The organism is Novipirellula rosea (assembly GCF_039541335.1).
Lineage (GTDB): Bacteria > Planctomycetota > Planctomycetia > Pirellulales > Pirellulaceae > Novipirellula > Novipirellula rosea.
Map to the genome: position 1 here is coordinate 52697 of NZ_BAABGA010000072.1, position 20928 is coordinate 73624.

Genomic DNA, 20928 nt, shown 5'->3' on the forward strand with positions numbered 1-20928 from the left:
TTTGTGGCCACTTGCCACGCTTAGCCTCGAATCACGTTTTCACATAACGCGAGGCTTGCGATTCCATAAAACGTGTATTCGACATCGGTGGTATCATCGAGCGACAAACCGACAAACCCGCCAGGACTGCGCTGCATCATACGTGCGTACTGCTGCATCGCCCCGACATTCACGACCGACGTCGCATCGAGATCCACCAATGTGATCAGCCCCGTGCATGTACTCAATAGATCCGCAAATGGGATCCGCGTGTTGGCGGTCATGCCCCCTTCGTCGGATTGCATCTCGGACAAAAATTCGATCGTCGCAGTGTGATCCATCGCATCGAGTCGCCCGAGAGCTTTTAGCGTCCCAATCGCCGCGGCAGTCGGATTCACCCCCGCTCGTTTAGCGGCACGAATTTCCAGAAAACCACCCTCGTCGTGGGCTTGAGACTCGAGAAAACGAAGGATCCCATCGACATCGGGAACTGGCACCTCAATCAATTCGTGACACAACACGGACAAAAAAGTTTGATAGGTGCTGCCGGCTCGGCCTTCGGGGGTTTTTGCGAAACCACCATCAGCGGTCCGTAGCGTCGCAAGCAAGTCGGCAATATTGTTTCGCCAAGAATCGTCTTCGTCCGCAATCACCACGGCGCCCACCGACAATTCACAAATTGCGGCGGCAAACACGAGCGAAATCAAATCGATAATCGATTCACGGCGCTGCATGCAGCCACGCAGAAAGCGGGCCGCTTTTTCACCCACCTCGGGCGTCAACCCATCCAGAATCCACAACCCGCGCAACGCAAAGGCGGTGTAATACGGATCACTTTCACCTTCGCGCCCCGCGAAACCGCCATCGTCACGCTGTTGCGTGACAAGCCAGTTCGCGTGAGCCTCGCGGAGTTCGGGCGATAACCCCAGCGCCCCGATCGCCAAACGCAGGGTCAACTCGTGCAGGTAGCTTTGCGGAGCCTCGTTGTCGCTCACGCAGTACCTTGCGGATTGAAGTACTGAGGCTCATTGCCCTCTTTCCACTTGATGTTGCAACCAAGCGAAGGCGTCTGATTCTCACTCGGCTTCTCGCCCGCCAACACGGCGTCCAAAGCGGCTCGCAGATCTTTACCCGTCACCGGTTGGTCGCTCTTGGGACGACTGCTATCGAGTTGGCCTCGGTAAACCAATTTCACCTGATCATCGAACAAGAAAAAGTCCGGGGTGCATGCCGCGTGATACGCCTGAGCGACACTTTGGTCGCCGTCAAACAGATAAGGGAACGCGTAACCACGCTCCGATTTCTCCTTTTGCATCGCCTCCGGATTATCATCCGGATACTTGTCGGCATCGTTGCTGCTGATTGCGACCACCGAGACGCCTTTGGCCATGTATTCATCGGCGAGCGACTTGATGTGATCGGCAACATGCTTCACGTACGGGCAATGGTTACACATGAAAATCACCAGCAGCGCTTTGCCGCCCGACACGTTCACCAACGACACTTCGCCTCCGCCACATTCGGGAAGCTTGAAATCGGGTGCGGCGGTGCCGAGGGGCAACATCGTACTTGCAGTTCTTACCATCAGAAATCCAATCGAGTCACAGGATTGAGGAAACGGCTCGGGCCCCCAAAAAAGCCATCGAGCCGATGTCGTGCGGTGAAAACAATTCCGCTTCGAAAAAACCAGTCGTGTCCGGCGGGGGGCGTATCGAAGCGGGTGCGAGGGGCAAATCGCAGTTTAGGACTGCTGCAATTGATCCAACAAACGTCCAGGGCTACCCATGGCGTGATAACCTCCATCGACGTGCAGGATATCGCCGGTGATTCCGTTGCTATCATCGCCAAGCAAGAATGCACCGGTCCGCGCGACTTCGTCGTGAGTCACGTTGCGGCCCATCGGCGCCATGTGCTCGTACATGGTCAACATTTTTTCAACGCCCGCAGCACGACCGGCCAATGTCCGGATCGGGCCTGCTGAAAGGGCGTTCACCCGTACTCCTAATGGCCCCATATCGTAAGCCAAATAGCGGACCGTGGCGTCCAATGCTGCCTTGCAAATCCCCATGACGTTGTAACCGGGAACGCACTTCTCCCCCCCAAAATAGGTCATGGTAGCTATCGCACCCCCCGGGTTCATGATACCCTTAGCAGCGTTAGTACAAGCGATCAAAGTGTAGACACTGACGTCCATCGCCAATTTAAATCCGGCGCGACTTGTCTCGACGGTATCGCGAGAAAGGTCGTCGCGATCAGCAAACGCGATGGAATGCAGCATAAAATCGATTTTTCCAAATTGTTCCTTAGTGTGATCAAAAACACTGCGGATATCGTCGTCATTTTGCGCATCCATGGGTACAAGAAACTTAGCGTTCTCATACTTGTCGGTGAGTTGCGAAACCCGACGGCGATTTCGTTGCCGTTCGTCATCCGCACGGTCGGGTAAATGAGTAAATCCACATTCACCACCTTGATCCATGATCTGTTTTGCGATGGCCCATGCGATCGAATGGTCGTTCGCCACGCCCAGAATCAGACCTTTTTTGCCTTTGAATTGCATCGTCACTTCATTCCTAAAAATCTTGGCGGTCACGTACAGAGACCGAGTTTTGCAAATATCGCATCAACAGTTTACGCGATTCAACTTCGCGCCGCGTGGCAACGAAGTCACAGGATAACGGGTAAGTACCATCCTCGTCTATTTGTCTAATTTCGCTTGGGAAACCTTTCAATGACCGAGACACCTGCATTGATCGAATCTGACCGGCTCGAGAATGAGTTATCGATTGATATTTTGAAGACATTGCAAGCTGACCATTCCCGCCACGATTTTTTAGATGTGGCAATTCCCGGGGTTTTACAGTCGATGGGAGGAACCTTGGGCGGTTTGGTCAGCCAACGCAGTGGCAAATGGACACCGGAATGTTGGGTCGGCGAAAAATTGCCGTTTCCTTCCGAATTGGTCGGGGAAGCCTTTGATCGCGGCGTCACGATTTCAGCCGACGGATGGCATGCGATCCCGCTGGCCCAACCGCAACGCGGATCCAACCCGGCGGGCGAACCGTCGCCCAGCTCGGCATTGGTGATGCGATTGTCTGACGACAGGAGTCGAGTCGAACCGACCGAGTCGGCTCCGCACACTCAGCCGATCGCAGACATGTTGTCGGCGGCGCTACACCGAATTGACACCCATGACCGCAATCTACAGCGAATCGATCAGTTGTCTTCGGTGCTGCGCGCGGCCGCGCAGTGGCAGCAACTCGACGATGATGAAGCCCTGTTGCAGCGGATCGCCGACACCGCAACGAAGCTGCTGCACTGTGAACGCGCCAGTATCTTTCTGTGGGACCGACGACGCAAAAAACTCGTCGGACGTCCGGCACTCGGTGTTGAAGGCAAACCGCTCGAAGTGGACGACAAAGCAGGCGTGGTCGGTGAAGTGCTCAGCACCGGCGAAGCCAAAATCTGGAACGGCAACAGCGACGATGACGAATCGCGAGTCAACCGCACGGTAGACCGCACGCTCGAATTCCAAACGCACTCGCTGGTGGCTGTGCCGATGTGCAACCCGGTTGCTCATTTTGGTGCAAACACCAAACCGACCGCCCATGGCCGCGAAGAAATCGTGGGGGTGTTCGAAGCGATCAACCGCCGCAACGGTTCGTTCGATCATTCCGACGTCGTGCTGTTGTCGGACTTGGCACTGCATGCCGCCGCTGCGATTCACAGCTTGCAAACGAGGAAATCGCTGACCGATTCGCGTGACCGATTGGTCGACGACGCCGCCTCGAAAACCCAACTGATCGGCAACCACCCTTCGATTGATCAGGTGCGAAAAAATGCACAAAAAGTCGCCGCAACCGACCTCACCGTGCTGGTCCTGGGCAGCAACGGCACGGGCAAAGAAGTGCTGGCACGGCACATCCATTACGAAAGCAATCGTCGTAGTGGGCCGTTTATCGCTGTCAATTGCGCAGCCCTGGTCGAGTCATTGTTAGAGAGCGAGCTGTTTGGCCACGAAAAGGGATCGTTCACCGACGCCAGCCAAACTCGGGTGGGCAAGTTCGAATTGGCAAATGGCGGAACCCTATTTTTGGACGAAGTGGGCGACATGAGCCCCGGTGGCCAAGCGAAACTGCTGCGGGTGCTCGAAGACAAAGTGGTCATTCGCGTGGGCGGATCGCAAACCATTCCCGTCGACGTCCGCGTGATCGCTGCTACCAATCAACCGCTCGAACAACGAATTATCGAGAAACGGTTTCGCGAAGATTTGTTCTTTCGGCTGAACGTTGTTTCGCTGACACTTCCTTCGTTAGCCAAACGTGGCGACGACATTTTGATGTTAGCCAACCACTTTCTGCAGCACTTCGCCTATCAAATCGGGCGGACCGTTCCGACCCTCGATGCCAATGCAAAATTGACGATGTTGTCGCATCCATGGCCTGGAAATGTCCGCGAGCTGCGAAACACAATGGAACGCGTTTGCTATCTGTGCAGCGGGGATCGGATCGGGGTTGATGACTTGATGTTGACCGGAACCTCATCGCTGACCTCGGGCGGGAATCGAGAAGCCTCGTTTTTGTCCAGCGCCCCCCCGTCACTCTCCGATGCGACCCGAATCTACCAAGTCGCCCATATCAACCAGGCGATCGAAAACTGTCGCGGCAATATGACCGAAGCGGCGGAGCGACTCGGACTGCATCGCTCGAACCTGTACCGCAAAATGCGTCAGCTTGGGATGCCCACCTCGGGCGAATAAACGCGAGCATTTCGCTTGGCCAATGCGTGCATGGGACCTCGGCGTCCCTGGGCTACCACCTTTCCCAAGCATCTCGGATCGCCTAAAAACGGGGCTCTGCGGCCCATCGTGAGCCGTCCGCAACGCCAAATCCACCCATCTCATGCTGCGGTGGAGCGTCCCCTCTCAACAAGCCCCCCATCGGTCATGCTCGAACCTCGCCGCACGCTTTACGGATCTCTCGACTGTATCGTCATTGACGGAGGCCCGTCGCCGAAAGTCCTGGTCGTTCTGTGTCACGGCTACGGAGCCCCCGGCACCGACCTCGCTTCGCTTGCGTTTGAATGGATCACGCTGCTGGGTGAGGACGCCGGTGATTTCCGCTTTGTTTTCCCTGCCGCTCCGCAAACGTTGGCCGAAATGGGGATGCCCGACGGACGTGCGTGGTGGCCGATCAACATGGCTCAACTTGCACAACATGTTCAATCCTCGTCGTTTAGCGAACTGCACACCGCAGTCCCACCGGGAATCGATGAAGCTCGACAAACGCTGAGCGACAGTATTACGGCGATGAAAGCAGAGATGGGCGTCCCCGACGCTCCGCTTGTGCTAGGCGGATTTTCACAAGGCGCGATGTTGACGCTCGATACGGCACTTCGCGGGACAATCGATCCTCCACAGATATTGATCCTGTTTTCTGGAACATTGGTCTGCCAATCTCATTGGAACGCGTCGCTCAGCCGACTGCAACAAACCCGCGTCTATCAATCCCACGGCAACGTCGATCCCATCCTGCCTTATTCCAGTGCCGTCGCATTGTCACAGTGGTTGAGCGAAGCGGGCATCGAAACCGAATTTCATTCGTTTCGTGGAGGTCACACCATTGATGGTGAATCGATCGAGACGACTGCCCAGTGGATGAATGCCTTGCCGCGTGATGCCTAGCGGACTCGTGCCATCGCCGTTGAAATCGGAACGACGCGACTTAGAATTAGTAGTCGCATTCCATGCTGGAACTGCTCGATTCGGGAGTCCAATCGATTAGAGGTCGATGATGGGAGTGAGATCGCAACATCACGCAAACCAGCGAGGGGATGGGAAGCTCACGATGGGTGGCCATCGAGATCACCGCCAAGTTGTACGAGACCATTGCAGCGTGCGATTTCTCTTGCGCGGCAGCAAGACCTTGGATACACCCTCGGATCGTGCCGCGATGCGCCAGGACTTCGTCATCCTCAACCTGTTTGACTAATAACGAGGATGTGACCACCAATTGACGCTGCTCGTCGGCCAAGGCTCTTGCCGAAGCGCGGTTTGAACGATCCAAACGCAATTTACTTAATGCGTTCTCCGATTTTCGGAAAGCATCCGCCAATTGAATCTGACGAGCGGTCTCAAAGTCACTCGGCAAGGCGTCGAGCAGATGTCCGACGATCAAATGCTCTTTCGCAATCGCTTCGACCAAGCATTCAAGTGACGCATCACAGTGCCGCTGCATCTTGGCTAGTTGACGATATCCCGCAGCAAGCAAGGCGAGACCAGCCAACATCGCCATCGCGAACATGAACGCAATGATCTGTAGCAAAATCCCCCCCTTGATTAACTCAGTGCTAATTTGAAATATCATTTGTAGCAGATCCTACTCCTCGACGTAATTAATTGAGTTCCTTCTTTTTGACCGGTTTGCATAAAAAAAATCTTGCTCGTTCGCAATGAAACCGGATCACGCCCCCCCTCTCGTTTTGCTGCAGTAACGGCAAGTCACACAGGCCCCCCGTGATGACGACGGAAGCCGCGAAGTCGAATCGAGAAACAATATAAATCTTGGTATTATTTCAACCTTGGTATATTTTCATCACGTCAACTCAGCGATCGTCCTGTCATTGGCCTTTAGCACTGCTCATTGGGCTTTAGTACTGCGGGGTAGATCGCTGCTAAAACATTCCTCCCACGCCATTACTCAGTTTTGAACATGCCTCAAATTGCAAGCCGGCGTCCGACGCCCGCTGAAACCACATCGCCCTACCATCGAGAACTGATCGAGCGAGTCACCGGTGACTGTGTCTTGAAGGCGATGGACAACCAATTGTTTACGATTTGCGAGCTCGCCGGCAGCCTTTGCGCCGAACAGCTCGACAAGATCCACCCGCCGTATGGATGGACAATTCGCCAAGTCTACGAGCACTGCAGCAATGCCGAGCGAGTGTTTGGTTATCGCATCATGCGATTTGCTGCGGGCGATGCGACCGAGCTTCCTGGATGGGACGAAAACGCGTATGCCGACAGCCGCTTTGGGCTCGGCAATTTCCATCAAATCGTCGGCGAATTGGGGGCGCTTCGGCAAGCCAATGTGGCCTTGTTGCGGCGAATCACTCCCAACGCCTGGGATCGCAGCGGTGTCGCCGAGAAACAAACGGTCACGGTCCGGGCGCTCGCTTGGATCGCGGCGGGGCATCTACAGCACCATTTAGAAATTGTTGCCGATCGCTGCAACGTTCCGCTGAAAATGCAACCCGCGATGGAGACGCGTCTTCCCTGAAACCGGGTAAGCCGCTGAAAAAACGGATGGCAACATGACAGACGGGGGAAACGCAAAATTCGCGTTATCCCAGGGGCGATTGAACCGTACTGGATTCCTTGGGCCCATCGTGGATTTCAGGCCCGTCTTGATCTTCATACTCGCCCTGCAGATCCAGGTGCGTTTTCATCGTTGCCAATAATGCGAGCAAGCGGTCGGGGTGTTCTTGTCGATCCATCAACGTGTAAATCAGCAACAACTCGCGTAGCCGCAAAGACGCGTACAACGGATCGGGCAGCGAGACCTGCGACAAATCAAGATTCGCGTGATAAGCCAACAGATGAGCGGCATTTTGTCGGTCACAAACGCCAAAACCATGCGTCTTAGGATACAGAAAGTGATTGCTCAATCGCCACAACAACGCGATGATCACGGCGAGTATCGCCAGCTGGAAACCGGTGGCGATGACCAGCGGAATCGGACCGGACGCCCCCGCACCGTACAAGATCATCGTCCGCAATTGATACGCGGCCATGATCACGATCATCACAGACAACAATGCAAACACGGCTGCAATGAATCGTGTCGCGATCCCCAACGCTCGGTGAACGACGGGACGATTCGGCAGCGGCGGCGGTGAATAGGGTGACGACAAAAATCCCTCCCCTTTTAGCAAACGGCTTAAACACGATGTCGACGAAAAATCGCTCTCGAACTCCTCTTGCCGTGCTCTTGCTGGGCATGCTGCTGTGCGGTTCGCCGGTCAACGCAGCGACAATGGAACGCTATTCGCTCACGTTTGGAAACTCGACTGGTAACACGACGGGTGGTAACACGACGGGAAAGCTGGGTGCGAAGAAAAAGTCGGATGACCGTGGCGAGATCAAGCTAACGGACAAACAGCTTCAAATTCAGATTTTTTCCTCCGTCGGCATTGGCCAGCTGAAACTGCATCGCAGCGCCGCGGAAACATCTTGGCCGAAAACCGTGCTGTTGTTGATTCAACACAAACCAGGAAAGCCGCTCGCTGAACTCGAAGGATTCACACTACGAGGTAAATCCATCCTGATTCAAGGGTCTCGGCGAACCAGCGGTGCGATGGATCAATTCATTCTGACCGACGAGGGTACCAAATTCCAGAACTTACCGTCCCAAAAAGCCAAGATCCGAGTTTCGCGTACGAAAGACGCGATGCGAGTGGAGATCCCCGGCGAATTGCTCTCTGCTGAAACCGAGATCGAAATCCAGTGGATCGATTACTATCGCTCTTGAGCGTATCCCCGCTTCCTTTTTCACCAACCTTGTTCGATTTTCACCAGCCTTCTTCGATGCCAAACGCCGCCCCCAACGATCGATCTCAAAACCCCGACCTGGAAAAACTGCATCGTTTCGCCTCGATGCTCGATGATCGTTTCCACATTCCAGGAACCAATATTCGGTTTGGTTTGGACAGTTTGATCGGCTTGATTCCGGGAATTGGCGATGCAGCGACCGCGGCCAGCCATGGTTATCTGTTTTGGCATGCGTTCCGGCTGGGCGTTCGCAAGCGAGTGTTTTGGAAAATGTTGTTCAATGCACTGCTGGATATGTTGGGCGGAGCGATTCCGGTGGTCGGGGACATTTTTGATGTTTATTGGAAAAGCAATCGCCGCAACGCCGACCTGATCGTGCGAGAGCTAAAAAAACAAGGGCAACTCGGTGGTGGACGATCACCCAAGACGTGATAGGTTGTGGGGGCTCGTCATATCCTATCTGCCTGCTCCGCATTGATGAACTATCCGATGGACTTGCTCGCTTCAGCTGTGGAAGAAACGCCGATCGAACCCGCATCGGCCGGAATCATGTTGTTATTCGCGGCGGTGATGATGGCGACCTACGTCGGCGTCGCGATCGAACGGTTTCACAAAACCGTCGCGGCGCTCTGCGGGGCCGCCGTGCTGGTGGTGCTTGGCATCACGTTGGATCTGTTTCCCTACCCCAAGATCTACGACTTTCTAAAAGAAGATCTGAATATCTTTGGCGTGATCATTGGCACGGGAATCCTTGTCGACGTCGTCGGCAAAAGCGGATTGTTCCACTTTTTGAGTATGTGGATCGTGCGTTTAACGGGCGGCCAAGCGAGCAAGTTGTACCTGACACTGTGTTTGGTGACGTTCCTGTTCGTTTCAGTGCTGACCATCGTCCCAGCGATGTTGATCCTCAGCTCGTTGGTGCTCGTGATTTGCCGATCACTCGACTACAAACCTGCTCCGTTACTGCTGAGCGTCGCTATTTGTGCCAACAGCGGTGCGATCGCCACGTTCGCAAGCGGATTGCCCAACATCATGATCGGGACCGCGGCGGGGATTCCGTACATGCAATTTTTGAAAGTCTCGCTGCCCTACGCGGTCGTCAGCCTGTTCATCGCGATTGCATTTTTGCGGTTCTTTTTCCGCAACGAATTGCCTTGGAAACAATCCGCCGAACAAAAGGCGGCACTGCAAGATCAAATCGATACGTTTGATCCGTGGGCACTGGTCGAGGATCGCAAAATTTTATTGCGAAGCGCGACCATCTTGATTTTGACCGTCGTCGGCTTTGCGCTCGCACAGCAATTGGGCGTGGGCATGGATTTTGTCGCCATGGTCGGCGCGACCGCCGCGCTGCTGTTTGCCGGCAAGGGAGTCGAGGATGCGATTCACAAAGTCAACTGGACCGTGATCCTGTTCTTTATGGGATTGTTTGTCATCATCGGATGCGTCAAACAAACCGGCGCCCTGGGTTGGGTCGCCGAGCAAGTGATCGCGTTGTCCGACAACGAGCTGTCGTTGCTGGTACCACTGCTTGGCATTTTTTCAGCCGTCGCCAGTTCGATTGTCGACAATATTCCCGTCGCCGCCACTTTGATCCCGATCGTCCAAGACATTTCGGGCGACGCGGTCCCCGCCGAACCGTTGTGGTGGACACTGATCATCTGCTGCAACCTTGGTGGCAATGGAACGCCGATCGGATCGATCTCGTGCGTGATTGCGATCTATGCATTAAAACGCGAAGCAGGGGTACACATCGGCTGGGGAACGTTTCTAAAACTCGGCGGCAGCATCATGTTGGTTCAAGTTGCCGGGGCGATCGCCTACGTGATGCTGGCTTACAACTTGGGCTGGATCCCCGACTTACCACCTCTCGCCCATTGATCGATGGAAACAAAATGAATAACGAATCTGAATCCAATGACCTCGATCGCGAAGTCGATGCATCGATGCGAATGTTCGAGCGATCAAAAGTCGGTCAAGCTGCCGCGATCACGCCGATCGTGCCCGCGCGAGTGCTGTGGGTTCTCGATGGGTCGCCACAAGACGAAACAGGATTGGCGTCCGCGACTTATCTGCGTGAACGCTTCAACATCGAAACGCTTGTGCTTGATGCGCGTGACAGCGTCAGCGGTGAATCGGAATTGGCCGCCAGCATGTGCAACAAGATCTCGGGAGCTCGCCCGATCCGTTCGGCCGAAGGCGAAGCTTACGAAAAGATCCTCGCATCGCTGGATCACCATGATGTTGATCTGGTGATCGTCCCGTGTCCGTTCGGACGCTCGTTCGACCACGTTGGTACCGACAGCGCTGGAACGGTGATCGACGTGCTACTGAGCCGTTGTCCTAAACCCATCCTCGTCAATCGACGTGGCGACCAAACGCTCGACGAATGCTGTCACACCGTATCGATGATCGTGGGCAGCGAATGTGACATGGAACAACGTGCCGCCGGTTGGGTGTTTGGCATGGCAAATGAAAAAGCGACCGTGACCCTCAATCTTGTGATCGAGAAAGAACATTTCGAAAACATCCGTAGCATTCTCGAAGCGATCGATCCGGAAAAACCGTTTGAGCCCGAACAATTCAGCGACGCATTAACCAAGACTCACCAAACGATCCACGCGGCCATGGCCAAAACGGCGACCCAGCGCAGCCTGAATTACCGCTTGTCGCCTCAAGCCGGCGAGATCGCACCACCTAATCCACTGAGTGACAAGCACAAAATGTTGCTCGTCATGCCGTTGGAAGTCGACGATCGATTTGGCCAGGGGTTTGTTCAAGACCGCATTCGTCGCAGCCCGCACCCGGTGTTGGTCGTCCCGGGACATATCGCAGCGAACTAACCCCTGGTCCTTTGGTAGATGCCGCCCAAACGGCGATCATCCAGTGATCCGACGTGATCTACTGGCTCAACATATTGCGATACATGCTGATCCCGGCAGGCCCCACCAGGACCACAAAAATGCCTGGGAAGATGAACAAAACGAGTGGAAAAATCATTTTCACCGCCGTTTTGGCTGCTTTTTCCTCGGCAATTTGGCGTCGTTTTGTTCGCATCGCGTCACTCTGAACACGCAACGCGCTACCCACGCTTGAACCAAACTTATCGGCCTGAATCAGAATCGAAGCCAACTGCTTTAGATCATCCACGCCGCTTCGTTGTCCGAGTGCACTGAGCACCTCGCTTCGCGGGCTACCAAACTGCAATTGTTGGTTGGCCACGTTGAACTCTTCACCGATTTGACGATGACTCTTCTTCATCTCTTCGGACACCTTCCGTAGCGCCTGGTCCATCCCCAGACCGGCTTCGACACAAACCACCATCAAATCCAACGCGTCAGGCAGTCCTAGGAAGATTTTCTCTTTTCGTTTCTTCGCCAAATGTCCGAGCACGAACTTGGGCAGCATAAAGCCAACGATCAAGCCGCCCAGCAATTTCACCAACATGCCTTGGGTCAATCCATCCGTAAAAATGCCCAGCACGCCCCCCAAAAACAAGCCGACACATGCGATGATCAGCTGAATTCCCTTGAACACCACTGGCGCGGTATCGCGGCGGAATCCGGCGTTCATCAACTCGACTCGCAACGCTCCCATCTCTTTCTCGGTTCCGGTCACGGTATCCTTCAGCGGTGACGTGGCCTTCTCGAGCGCCGCAGCAAGCTTCGCGTTCTTATCTCGTTTCTTGTCGGTTTCGGACAACTCGCTCGGTGCACCTCGCGTGCTACGCATCGCATCAAGTCGAGCTTCGGCGCGAGGCTTGCTGTCGCCGCTAACGCGTCCGAGCACGACCCAAGCTACACCAGTCACCCCCACAAAAATTGCGATCGACGTTAGCGTCACTGGATCCAAAGCGAAGGCGAGAATCGTGAATGTATTCATGATAGACAGTTCCTTACAGAACTCGTTCAATGAGATTTAAAATTCAAGAGGACTGAGTTGCAAACCGGTTGGAAAACCACCGCAACGTTCGGCTGCGGCAATGACTTAGGACGCTACACTTTGATCGTGATAATTTTCTTGATCATCAACGCACCCAACAACTGCGAGAAAAGTGCACCGCCGAGCATGTATTGACCATATTCGTCGGTGAACAACATCATCACGTAGTCGTAATTGAGTTTCAGCATCACGATGAACAACACAGGAGGCAGCGCGAGCAACACCGCACCACTCATTCGTCCTTCACCGGTCAACGCTTGGATTTGACCTTGAATTTGCAGTCGTTCGCGAACCAGATGGCTGATCTTGTCGAGAATTTCAGCGAGGTCACCCCCGGTTTGACGCTGCAAGATGATAGCCGTGGCAAAGAAGCGAAGGTCCATGTTCGGCACACGAGCCGCCATCCCCTCAATCGCTTCCTCGAGCGGAATGCCAAAGTTCTGCTCTTCAAAAGCGCGACCAAACTCGACCGACAACGGCGCTTCCATCTGCTTGGAAACCAGATCAAAACCGGCGTTCAACGAGTGTCCCGCACGGAGCGAACGCCCCAGCAATTCGAGCGCCTCGGGCATTTGGTTACCGAATTTGTTCAACCGCCGCTTGCGTTTGAAAATCAGCCATCCAATCGGCAATGCAACAAACGCCAAACCGACGATCGGTGCCAACAAAACGGGTAACGGTGAAACTACGGTCACGACGACTCCGGCACCGACCGCAGCAAAGCAAATCATCGCGAACTGCATCGCGTTCATGTTGATTTCAGCTTGCTCGAGATAGTCGTTTAACCCCGGCACTTCTTCCAAGAACTTTGCCAACGGGTTGGTTGAGTTCTCGCCACCGTTGAGCAACAACGATTTGAAATCGGATTCCGGGTTGTTCGTCGCCCCACGGCGCGAAGCCATTGCAGCCAGTCGGTCTTCTGCAGACGTCGAGTCCGAATTTGGCATCAGAACGTTGATGGCAAATGCAACCAACGATGCAACAAAGACACCCACGGCGACAATGATGACGATTCCGCTCATGACAAGTAAGCTTTAATTCTCGAGGAAGTGGTTCAGATGTGCTCCGGTGTTCGCGTCAACGCGGCGGGCACTTGAATACTCTGTTTACTTTGTTTTTTTCAGTCGGGAATGTCGGCGAGGAATCAACCCTCGACCGACACGATTCCCCCTAAGGGGTTTATGCAGGCATGATCACGCGTTCGCGGAATGCACTCGCGGGCAAACGCACGCCGGACGATTCCAATTTGTCCATAAACGATGGCCGGACTCCGGTGCACTCGAAGTGACCGAACGCCTTGCCATCTTCGTCCACGCCTTTTTGGACGTAGCGATAAATGTCTTGCAGTACGATCGTGTCCTGCTCCATGCCCACCACTTCGGTGATCGCCGTCACACGACGAGGACCGCCTTGCAAACGGTTTGCTTGAATCAAGACGTCAACCGCACCTGAGATTTGTTGGCGAATCGCTTTCACGGGCAAGTCAAAACCGGCCATCATGACCAGCGTTTCCAGACGAGCGATAGCGTCACGAGGTGTATTGGCGTGAATCGTTGTTAGCGATCCATCGTGACCGGTGTTCATCGCTTGCAGCATGTCCAACGTCTCACCACCACGACACTCACCGATAATGATTCGTTCAGGACGCATACGCAGTGCATTTTTGACCAAGTCGGTCGCGGTCACCGCACCGGTGCCTTCGATGTTCGGCGGACGTGTTTCCAATCGCACCACGTGGTCTTGTTGCAGTTGCAATTCCGCCGCGTCTTCGATCGTCACGATACGGTCTTCGTGGCCAATGAACGAGGAAAGCGTGTTCAGCAGCGTCGTTTTACCAGAACCGGTACCCCCGGCGATAATCATATTCAAACGTGCTTTGATACAACCTTCTAACAACATCACCATCTCAGGTGTGAAGGCTTTGTAATTCAACAAGTCTTCGAGTTTCAGTGGATTGCTACCGAAACGACGAATCGAAACCGCAGCTCCATCAAGCGCAAGCGGAGGAATGATCGCATTGACACGCGAACCGTCTTCCAAACGAGCGTCCACCATCGGACACGTTTCGTCGACGCGGCGTCCCACTTTACTAACGATGCGGTCAATGATTTGCAGCAGATGCTTGCCGTCACGGAACTCGACGTCCGTCTTTTGCATCCGGCCGCCTTTTTCGACGTAAATGTTCTTGGGACCGTTAATCAGAATATCGCTGACCTTGGGGTCTTTCAAAATCAACTCGAGCGGCCCGAGTCCGAGTACTTCGTCAAGCACTTCGTCAATAATGCGATCGCGTTCCTGACGGTTCAGCAGCGTGTCTTCGGCATCACAAAGGTGCTCGACCACCAGGCGAATTTCGCGAGTCAGCGTTTCGCCCTTCAGTTCCCCCACACGCGAAAGGTCTAGTTTGTCGACCAATTTCCCGTGAATGCGACGCTTGATCTCTTCGAACTGATGCTGACGATTGACTTCAGGTTTGGCTGTTTGTGTACCAGATCGCATGACTGGAAGTTCCCCGGTGAATGCTCAGACAATGTTTTATTCGACTTCGACTGCCATCCCTGTTTCCAAAACAAGGCTCAGATACGAAGCACGCCGCGTGAGCCATCCCGTGCCATGATCCGCTCGCCGCCCGCCAACAAATCAGTGGGGGGGGGGTGCGGTAACGTCATGATCGAATGACCCACGAAAACATAGACCACGATTAAGGTACAGGTCGCCCAAACCGCACAAATTACGCCAGAAGGTTCCGGATAGGGAAAATTTGCCGAAGCAATCCGACGTGACTCCACCACAAGTCACGTCGCATTGTTCCGGTTTGTTCCGGTCCTAGCGAATGCAACGACAGCCCCAGCGAATGCCACCATAGAACAGCCCCCCAACGAAAAGCCCCCTAAAGGAAAGGCACGCTCATGGCCAGACACAACTCGGTCGGTAGCGGGCAGTTGAGAATTGGGGGGGAGGATGTATTGGCGATGCGACTGCCAATATCCAAGAAGACGCTTTAGCGAAAAACGATCGGGCGAAAAGCGATCGGGCAGCAGGGCGTCGCGTGCGGAACTTGAACCAAGTCACCGCCGCGACCGCCATGCGAAAGTCGTTGCGACTTTCGTTACATCATTTCTTTCGATGGCACCGATGGCATCGTTCACTTTTTTCGGCAGCACCGATGCCGCGTGAACTTACCAGATGCGGACACGTTCCTCCGGCGGCAGGTACAAGGGATCATTTGGCTTGACGTCAAACGCCTTGTACCAAGCATCCATGTTGCGAACGATTCCGTTGACACGATACTCACTCGGGCTATGTGGATCGGTGATCAATCGCTTTAACAACTCTTGTTCGCGATACAAACGTCGCCAAATTTGCGACCAGCCTAAGAAGAACCGTTGGTCCCCGGTCAACCCATCGATCACGGGCGCCTCTTTGCCTTCAAGCGATAGTTGGTAGGCCTCGTACGCCAGACTCAATCCGCCCAGATCGCCGATGTTTTCACCCAGCGTCAAGTCACCGTTGACGAAGTTGCCTTCGACCGGTTCGAATTCGCTGTACTGTTTCGAAAGGACGGCGGCACGACGCTCAAATTCTTCGCGGTCACTCGGGGTCCACCACATTCGCAAGTTGCCATGGCCATCGTACTTGCTGCCTTTATCATCAAATCCGTGGCTCAATTCGTGGCCGATCACCGCTCCGATTGCACCGTAATTGACGGCATCGTCCGCAGCCATGTTGAAGAACGGAGGCTGCAAAATCGCGGCCGGAAAAACGATCTCGTTCATCGTTGGGTTGTAGTACGCGTTGATCGTTTGCGGCGTCATGTGCCACTCGTTGCGATCAATCGGCCCGCCCAGCTTCTGCAAATCTCGCTCGTGCTCGAAATTAGCCGATGCGATCACGTTGGATGCCAACGAATTGGGATCGATACTCAGTTTTGAATAATCTTTCCACTCGTCGGGATAACCAATTTTGGTGGTAAACAATCCCAGCTTCTCGATCGCTTGTTTTTTCGTTCCTTCGCTCATCCAATCTCGCGATTCAATCCGTTTCGCGAAGGCTTGCTTCAAGTTTTCGACCAATTCGTTCATCCGTTCTTTTGCTTCAGGCTTGAAATGCCGCTCGACATAAACTTGGCCCACAAGCTCGCCCAACACGCCGCTGGTCGTGTTAACCGCTCGTTTCCATAGCGGCTCTTGCTCGGTGATCCCGCTGATCGCAGTGCTATGGAAATCGAAGTGACGCTGTTCAAGCGATTCGGTCAACTCCGATGCGTAGGCATCAATCAAATGAAATTTCAAATACGCTTTCCAAGCTGCCAAATCGGTCTCGGCAAACTGAGTTGCAAAGGCATCGATGTAACTCGGTTGGCGGACGACGTACTTGTCTTGGTCCTCAAGCCCGGTCGCTTTCGCATAAGCGGCCCAATCGAAATTGCCAAATTTCTCGGCCAGTTCAGCAGCGGTCGTCGCGTTGTAGGTTTTGTCGGGATCGCGATTCTCGGTCTTCGACCACTGAGCCTCTGCGATCGCATGTTCAATTTTGTAGACGCTTTCGACATCGGCATCACTTACCGAACCAAACTGGCTTAGCAAATCGCGAATATAGACTTTCAGCTGCTCGCGAAGCTCGATGTAACGTGGTACGTCTTCGAGATAATAATCGCGATCCGGTAACGTCAAACCCGCCTGAGTCACGTACACGGTGTACTGATCACTCTTTTTCGCATCCACGCCGACGAAGGATGCAAACGGACCGTATACGCCGTTTCTCGACAAACGGCCAAGCACCTTGGCAAGGTCTGCTTTGGATGTTGCCGCATCGATCGTGGCAGCCAGAGGCTCGATCGGCGAAATCCCCGCCTTGTTTCGCGATTGCATGTCCGTCACGCTGCGGTACAAGTCGCCTACCTTCTGGGCGGCCGAGCCCTTGCTGCTATTTTTTGCCGCCGACTCTTCTATCAACTCGCGAACTTGCTCGCGAGTCTGATCGTTCAAAATCGTGAAGATGCCGTAGTCCGACTTGTCTCCAGGAATCTGGGTTGTTTCCAACCATTTCTGATTGGCGTATTTGTAAAAGTTCTCGCCTGGCGAAACGTTCTCGCTAAACAACGACTTGTCGATCCCGGAAACAGCGGACGTCGCCGATGGATCCGTTTGCTGCGCATGAAGCGTTGCCGATGTTATCGGACTCGCGACACCCCACAAGCACGCGCTCGCTAAAAGCGAAATTCGATTGAAACCTATCAATGGTAGTCTCCGACTGGATTGAATTGAAACGTGAGCGGTCCAGAGCGTCCGCAGTGCCAATAGAGCCGAAATCCAGTGCAGCCGAAATCTCGTCGCGTTTGCTCGAAATCATCGTCCACCTTGGCTCTCGGGAACGCCGCCCCCCTGACCAAACCGAGGCGGCATTCTATCCGAAAACGCCGAATCGCTTTATCCGGCGACGCGAGAATCTTGACAGTTTGTTTGCTGTGACCGCCAGCGGTATGATGAATAGACCACCCGGGGACGCAAGGGAGTGGCCATGTGATGGGCGACGACGATTTTCAACATCAGCGAGAACAATTGATCCGCGACGAGTTGCCGCAGCTCGGCATCCGGGACGAAGCGGTCCTGCAAGCGATGATGTCGGTACGCCGTGAAGATTTTGTGGATGACAAGAATCGCGAATTTGCTTATCGCAACGCCCCGCTGCCGATTGGTTTTGGACAAACCATTTCGCAACCTCTGATCGTCGCTTACATGATCGAGGCGCTGCAGTTAGCACCGCACGAGCGAGTGCTCGAAATCGGTACCGGTTCAGGCTACGCCGCCGCCGTGCTGTCGCGAATCGCAAACGAGGTACTGACGGTCGAGCGACACCCCAAACTAGCCGATTCAGCACGAAAGCGACTGAAACAACTCGGGTACGACAATATTCGCGTCTTCCAGTCCGACGGGACACTCGGCTTACCCGAGCACGCCCCGTTCGCAGCGATCATTGTCGCCGCTTGCGGACCATGCGTGCCGCCCCCCTTGCTTCAGCAACTCGATCTGGGGGGACGTCTGGTCATTCCAGTGGGCGAAAAACAAGGGTCCCAAAAACTGATTCGCGTGATTCGGCGAGACGAAAACGAATTTAAGCACGAAGAACTCGGGTTCGTCCATTTTGTCCCTCTGGTGGGTGAAGCGGGTTGGTAGCAATGTGTCGGCGGCATGTGTCCGTGACTCCATCGCGGTGACACGCAAGCGGCGAGTCAAGTCGCCTGAACCGAGTCGTCGCCCCGATCCACTTATTGAGTTGCATGTTCGAGTTAAAAACGCGTTCCTTAAGTCGTTTGTGGCGAATACTTTAGAACCTCCATCGAGCGAAGCATGGGGTGGGAAGATGAGACCTAAACGATTGTGAATTAACGACTCAACAGCCACACGAACGGCTCGGTCGACGAGGGCAGACCCCAGGTTGGTCTTGAACCGGTCCCACGGATCACGATACACAAGAGTCGCAGCAACGGGTTTCACCGTAACCGCCCGCATCGCGAGGTGTGCCGCCGGGTGACAATGAGAAGAATTTCGCCCGCTTGCTTGGCCGCCTCCGAATTGCCCTCCTTGGATGGACAAAAGTGAAGATTAGAGAGTACGAGACACCGCTTTCGGGTGAAATGGTCGATCGGCCTCTTCCTTCGAATTTAGATCCACGTCATCGAGCACGATTTATTGCGCTCCAGCATGAGCGTTTAGCTCATCCCAAAATTGCGAATTATGAAGACGCGGAAGTCCGAGGCCGAGGTCCCGCGTTTTCGCAGGGGCGTCCGATCGCCGAATCGCTTGCGGCAATCCCCTGTCTTGATCGCTGGTATCGTCGACACGGGCCCACCAAGGCTGCGATCGAATCATGGCTCAGCCGGCCCCAAACTCTCGACTCGCCTGCGGTTTGGATCACCGACGACTGGTGTTCCAATTACTATCACTGGATGTGTGACGCCTTGCCGCGACTTGAATTGGCAGCGATGCACTGTGACCTTCAGTCGATGACGCTGTTGTTGCCCGCACAGCTTCGACGCATGAAGTTTGTGGCGGAATCGCTGCGCACCTATGGGCTCAAAGAAGTGCGTTTCCTGCATCGATTTGAGCGAATCCGCTGCCGCGATCTCACGATGCCCTCGCACGTCGCGTCGTGCGGCAATGTTCGTCACACGATGATCCAGGCGTTGCGAAAGCGGTTCTTGAACCAGATCTTCTCCGGCGAAGCGACGAACGCGTCTTTAGCAGCGGACATGACTTTAGCAAGCGGCTCGCCAATCGAAACATCACGAATCTACGTTAGCCGTTGCAACGCTAAGCGTCGACGCATTGAAAACGAACAAGACATTCTTCCCGTCTTAGCCGAGCATGGTTTTCGCACCGTAGTGGCAGAAGATCTTAGCTGGACACAACAACTACAAATTTTCTCTCAGGCTCACTGTGTGGTCACAAACCATGGTGCCGGTCTGACCAATATGCTGATGATGCCTCCGGGATCGAAAGTACTTGAAATCACTGGCGATGAAACCTTCAGCGTCCCTTGTTTTCATTCACTCGCTGCTGCATCCCAACTCGATTATTGGTACTTGATCGCCGACAAAGCGAACGTACGAAAATCGTCGCATGATGGTCACTTGCGGGTAGCCCCGTCAACGCTGGACCGCACGCTCACCGAAATGCTGCAGGCTCGCAACGCCCACCATCCTCCGCAACGCCAAACGGCCTAGTGGTTTGCCCGAAGCTCAATCCTAACGTAGTGGAGCTTGCTAAAGCTCCCTGCAGCTTGAGCACATAGAGGATCCTTCGCAAGAACCACGACCTCAAAGATTCATCGCTGGACGTGCCCTGTTTCGCGATCCCTGCCTTCGTGAAAATTTGCGGGTGATCCTCACTCGTACTCGCGAACGATGTCCAGGTGCACTTCACGCATCGGAAGCCAAAAATCGTTTTTCAGTTTCGGGTCGTTCGAGCGAACAATGTTCAAACTCACCTGCAGTTTTTTGAGCGCCGTATCAAACTGGCTCTTCGTGCACCCCAGTCGCGTGATCGCTCGCTTGCGAAGCGGACCGGTGTAATCAGGTTCCAGTCGGATGAATTCGTAAACTTCTTGGACCAGCGGATCTAGCTCGCCAATTGGCTTATAGGCGACGGGATAGTGATGTTCACGAAAATGCTGCATCTCCATCAGCACCGCATCGCCACCGGGAACCTTTCCATAGAACACCGCATCGGGATAAGTCTGCGGAATTCGCGTCTTCCAGTCCCAAACGGCCATGACCTTCGGACTCCAGCCTCCTGCCTTGGGTTTCTTTTCAGACAATCCCGTGTTGTCCCACAACGAAGTGTACGGAGATCCTTTGCTGCCGAAGATCGTACAAACCTTCTGCTCCAGTACAAACTGGTAGGCCTCATCGAATGTCTTGATCATAAAAAAAATGGCTTTGCTGCAGAAAGAACGGA

19 protein-coding genes are annotated in these 20928 nt (G+C 54.3%); 9 read left to right on the plus strand and 10 right to left on the minus strand.

The features are described from left to right. Positions 1 to 20: 20 nt before the first annotated feature. The 3 genes from ABD971_RS25540 to ABD971_RS25550 form a co-directional block, all read right to left on the minus strand. On the minus strand, positions 21 to 974 hold the full coding sequence (locus tag ABD971_RS25540) for a prenyltransferase/squalene oxidase repeat-containing protein (RefSeq protein WP_345326710.1): 954 nt from the start codon (positions 972 to 974) through the stop codon (positions 21 to 23). Then, on the minus strand, positions 971 to 1564 hold the full coding sequence (locus ABD971_RS25545; RefSeq protein ID WP_345326711.1) for a thioredoxin family protein: 594 nt from the start codon (positions 1562 to 1564) through the stop codon (positions 971 to 973). Before ABD971_RS25545 ends, ABD971_RS25540 begins: the two co-directional genes overlap by 4 nt. 156 nt (positions 1565 to 1720) lie before the next feature. Continuing rightward, positions 1721 to 2539, minus strand: coding sequence for an enoyl-ACP reductase FabI (locus tag ABD971_RS25550; RefSeq protein ID WP_339938603.1), 819 nt, complete (start codon positions 2537 to 2539; stop codon positions 1721 to 1723). 171 nt (positions 2540 to 2710) lie between these two features. Here ABD971_RS25550 and ABD971_RS25555 point away from each other — a divergent pair, with 171 nt between their 5' ends. Further along, positions 2711 to 4738, plus strand: coding sequence for a sigma-54-dependent Fis family transcriptional regulator (locus tag ABD971_RS25555; protein ID WP_339938605.1), 2028 nt, complete (start codon positions 2711 to 2713; stop codon positions 4736 to 4738). Positions 4739 to 4924: 186 nt separating this feature from the next. After that, the gene (locus ABD971_RS25560) at positions 4925 to 5662 is read left to right on the plus strand and encodes an alpha/beta hydrolase (RefSeq protein ID WP_345326712.1); all 738 of its coding nucleotides are present in this window, start codon (positions 4925 to 4927) and stop codon (positions 5660 to 5662) included. A gap of 46 nt (positions 5663 to 5708) precedes the next feature. On the opposite strand, the gene ABD971_RS25565 is transcribed toward ABD971_RS25560, so the two are convergent. Continuing rightward, positions 5709 to 6344: a hypothetical protein gene (locus tag ABD971_RS25565; RefSeq protein WP_345326713.1), complete on the minus strand. Its 636-nt coding sequence runs from the start codon at positions 6342 to 6344 to the stop codon at positions 5709 to 5711. Positions 6345 to 6689: 345 nt separating this feature from the next. Here ABD971_RS25565 and ABD971_RS25570 point away from each other — a divergent pair, with 345 nt between their 5' ends. Beyond that, positions 6690 to 7256, plus strand: coding sequence for a DinB family protein (locus tag ABD971_RS25570; RefSeq protein ID WP_339938611.1), 567 nt, complete (start codon positions 6690 to 6692; stop codon positions 7254 to 7256). Between the two features lie 64 nt (positions 7257 to 7320). Here the strand turns inward: ABD971_RS25570 and ABD971_RS25575 are convergent, their stop codons facing one another. Next, a complete protein-coding gene (locus ABD971_RS25575; RefSeq protein WP_345326714.1) occupies positions 7321 to 7890 on the minus strand; it encodes a hypothetical protein in 570 nt (189 codons plus the stop codon). A gap of 35 nt (positions 7891 to 7925) precedes the next feature. On the opposite strand from ABD971_RS25575, the gene ABD971_RS25580 reads away from it, so the two are divergent. Genes ABD971_RS25580 through ABD971_RS25595 form a run of 4 tightly spaced genes read left to right on the plus strand, consistent with a single transcriptional unit; the run spans position 7926 to position 11370 of the window. Continuing rightward, complete coding sequence (locus tag ABD971_RS25580; RefSeq protein WP_345326715.1) at positions 7926 to 8507, plus strand: hypothetical protein; 582 nt, start codon at positions 7926 to 7928, stop codon at positions 8505 to 8507. Positions 8508 to 8563: 56 nt separating this feature from the next. Beyond that, entirely contained in the window at positions 8564 to 8959 is a 396-nt protein-coding gene (locus ABD971_RS25585) for a DUF4112 domain-containing protein (protein ID WP_345326716.1), read from the plus strand. A 45-nt stretch (positions 8960 to 9004) separates the two neighbouring features. Continuing rightward, positions 9005 to 10408: an ArsB/NhaD family transporter gene (locus tag ABD971_RS25590; RefSeq protein ID WP_339938619.1), complete on the plus strand. Its 1404-nt coding sequence runs from the start codon at positions 9005 to 9007 to the stop codon at positions 10406 to 10408. Positions 10409 to 10422: 14 nt separating this feature from the next. Beyond that, positions 10423 to 11370, plus strand: coding sequence for a universal stress protein (locus ABD971_RS25595; RefSeq protein ID WP_339938622.1), 948 nt, complete (start codon positions 10423 to 10425; stop codon positions 11368 to 11370). Positions 11371 to 11428: 58 nt separating this feature from the next. Here the strand turns inward: ABD971_RS25595 and ABD971_RS25600 are convergent, their stop codons facing one another. The 4 genes from ABD971_RS25600 to ABD971_RS25615 form a co-directional block, all read right to left on the minus strand. Beyond that, positions 11429 to 12409, minus strand: coding sequence for a type II secretion system F family protein (locus tag ABD971_RS25600; RefSeq protein WP_339938624.1), 981 nt, complete (start codon positions 12407 to 12409; stop codon positions 11429 to 11431). Between the two features lie 113 nt (positions 12410 to 12522). Next, positions 12523 to 13491, minus strand: coding sequence for a type II secretion system F family protein (locus tag ABD971_RS25605; RefSeq protein WP_339938626.1), 969 nt, complete (start codon positions 13489 to 13491; stop codon positions 12523 to 12525). Between the two features lie 157 nt (positions 13492 to 13648). Further along, positions 13649 to 14968, minus strand: a complete 1320-nt coding sequence (locus ABD971_RS25610; protein ID WP_339938627.1) for a TadA family conjugal transfer-associated ATPase — start codon at positions 14966 to 14968, stop codon at positions 13649 to 13651. Positions 14969 to 15648: 680 nt separating this feature from the next. Continuing rightward, positions 15649 to 17667: a M13 family metallopeptidase gene (locus tag ABD971_RS25615; RefSeq protein ID WP_425571371.1), complete on the minus strand. Its 2019-nt coding sequence runs from the start codon at positions 17665 to 17667 to the stop codon at positions 15649 to 15651. A gap of 327 nt (positions 17668 to 17994) precedes the next feature. Between ABD971_RS25615 and ABD971_RS25620 the strand changes: the two genes are divergently transcribed. Both ABD971_RS25620 and ABD971_RS25625 read left to right on the plus strand, forming a co-directional pair. Further along, entirely contained in the window at positions 17995 to 18645 is a 651-nt protein-coding gene (locus tag ABD971_RS25620; RefSeq protein WP_339938629.1) for a protein-L-isoaspartate(D-aspartate) O-methyltransferase, read from the plus strand. Between the two features lie 422 nt (positions 18646 to 19067). Further along, positions 19068 to 20195 carry a glycosyltransferase family 61 protein gene (locus ABD971_RS25625; RefSeq protein ID WP_345326717.1) on the plus strand — a complete coding sequence of 376 codons (1128 nt, stop codon included), beginning with the start codon at positions 19068 to 19070 and terminating at the stop codon, positions 20193 to 20195. A 161-nt stretch (positions 20196 to 20356) separates the two neighbouring features. Here the strand turns inward: ABD971_RS25625 and ABD971_RS25630 are convergent, their stop codons facing one another. Next, positions 20357 to 20896, minus strand: a complete 540-nt coding sequence (locus tag ABD971_RS25630) for an AlkZ-related protein (protein WP_345326718.1) — start codon at positions 20894 to 20896, stop codon at positions 20357 to 20359. Positions 20897 to 20928: the final 32 nt, after the last annotated feature.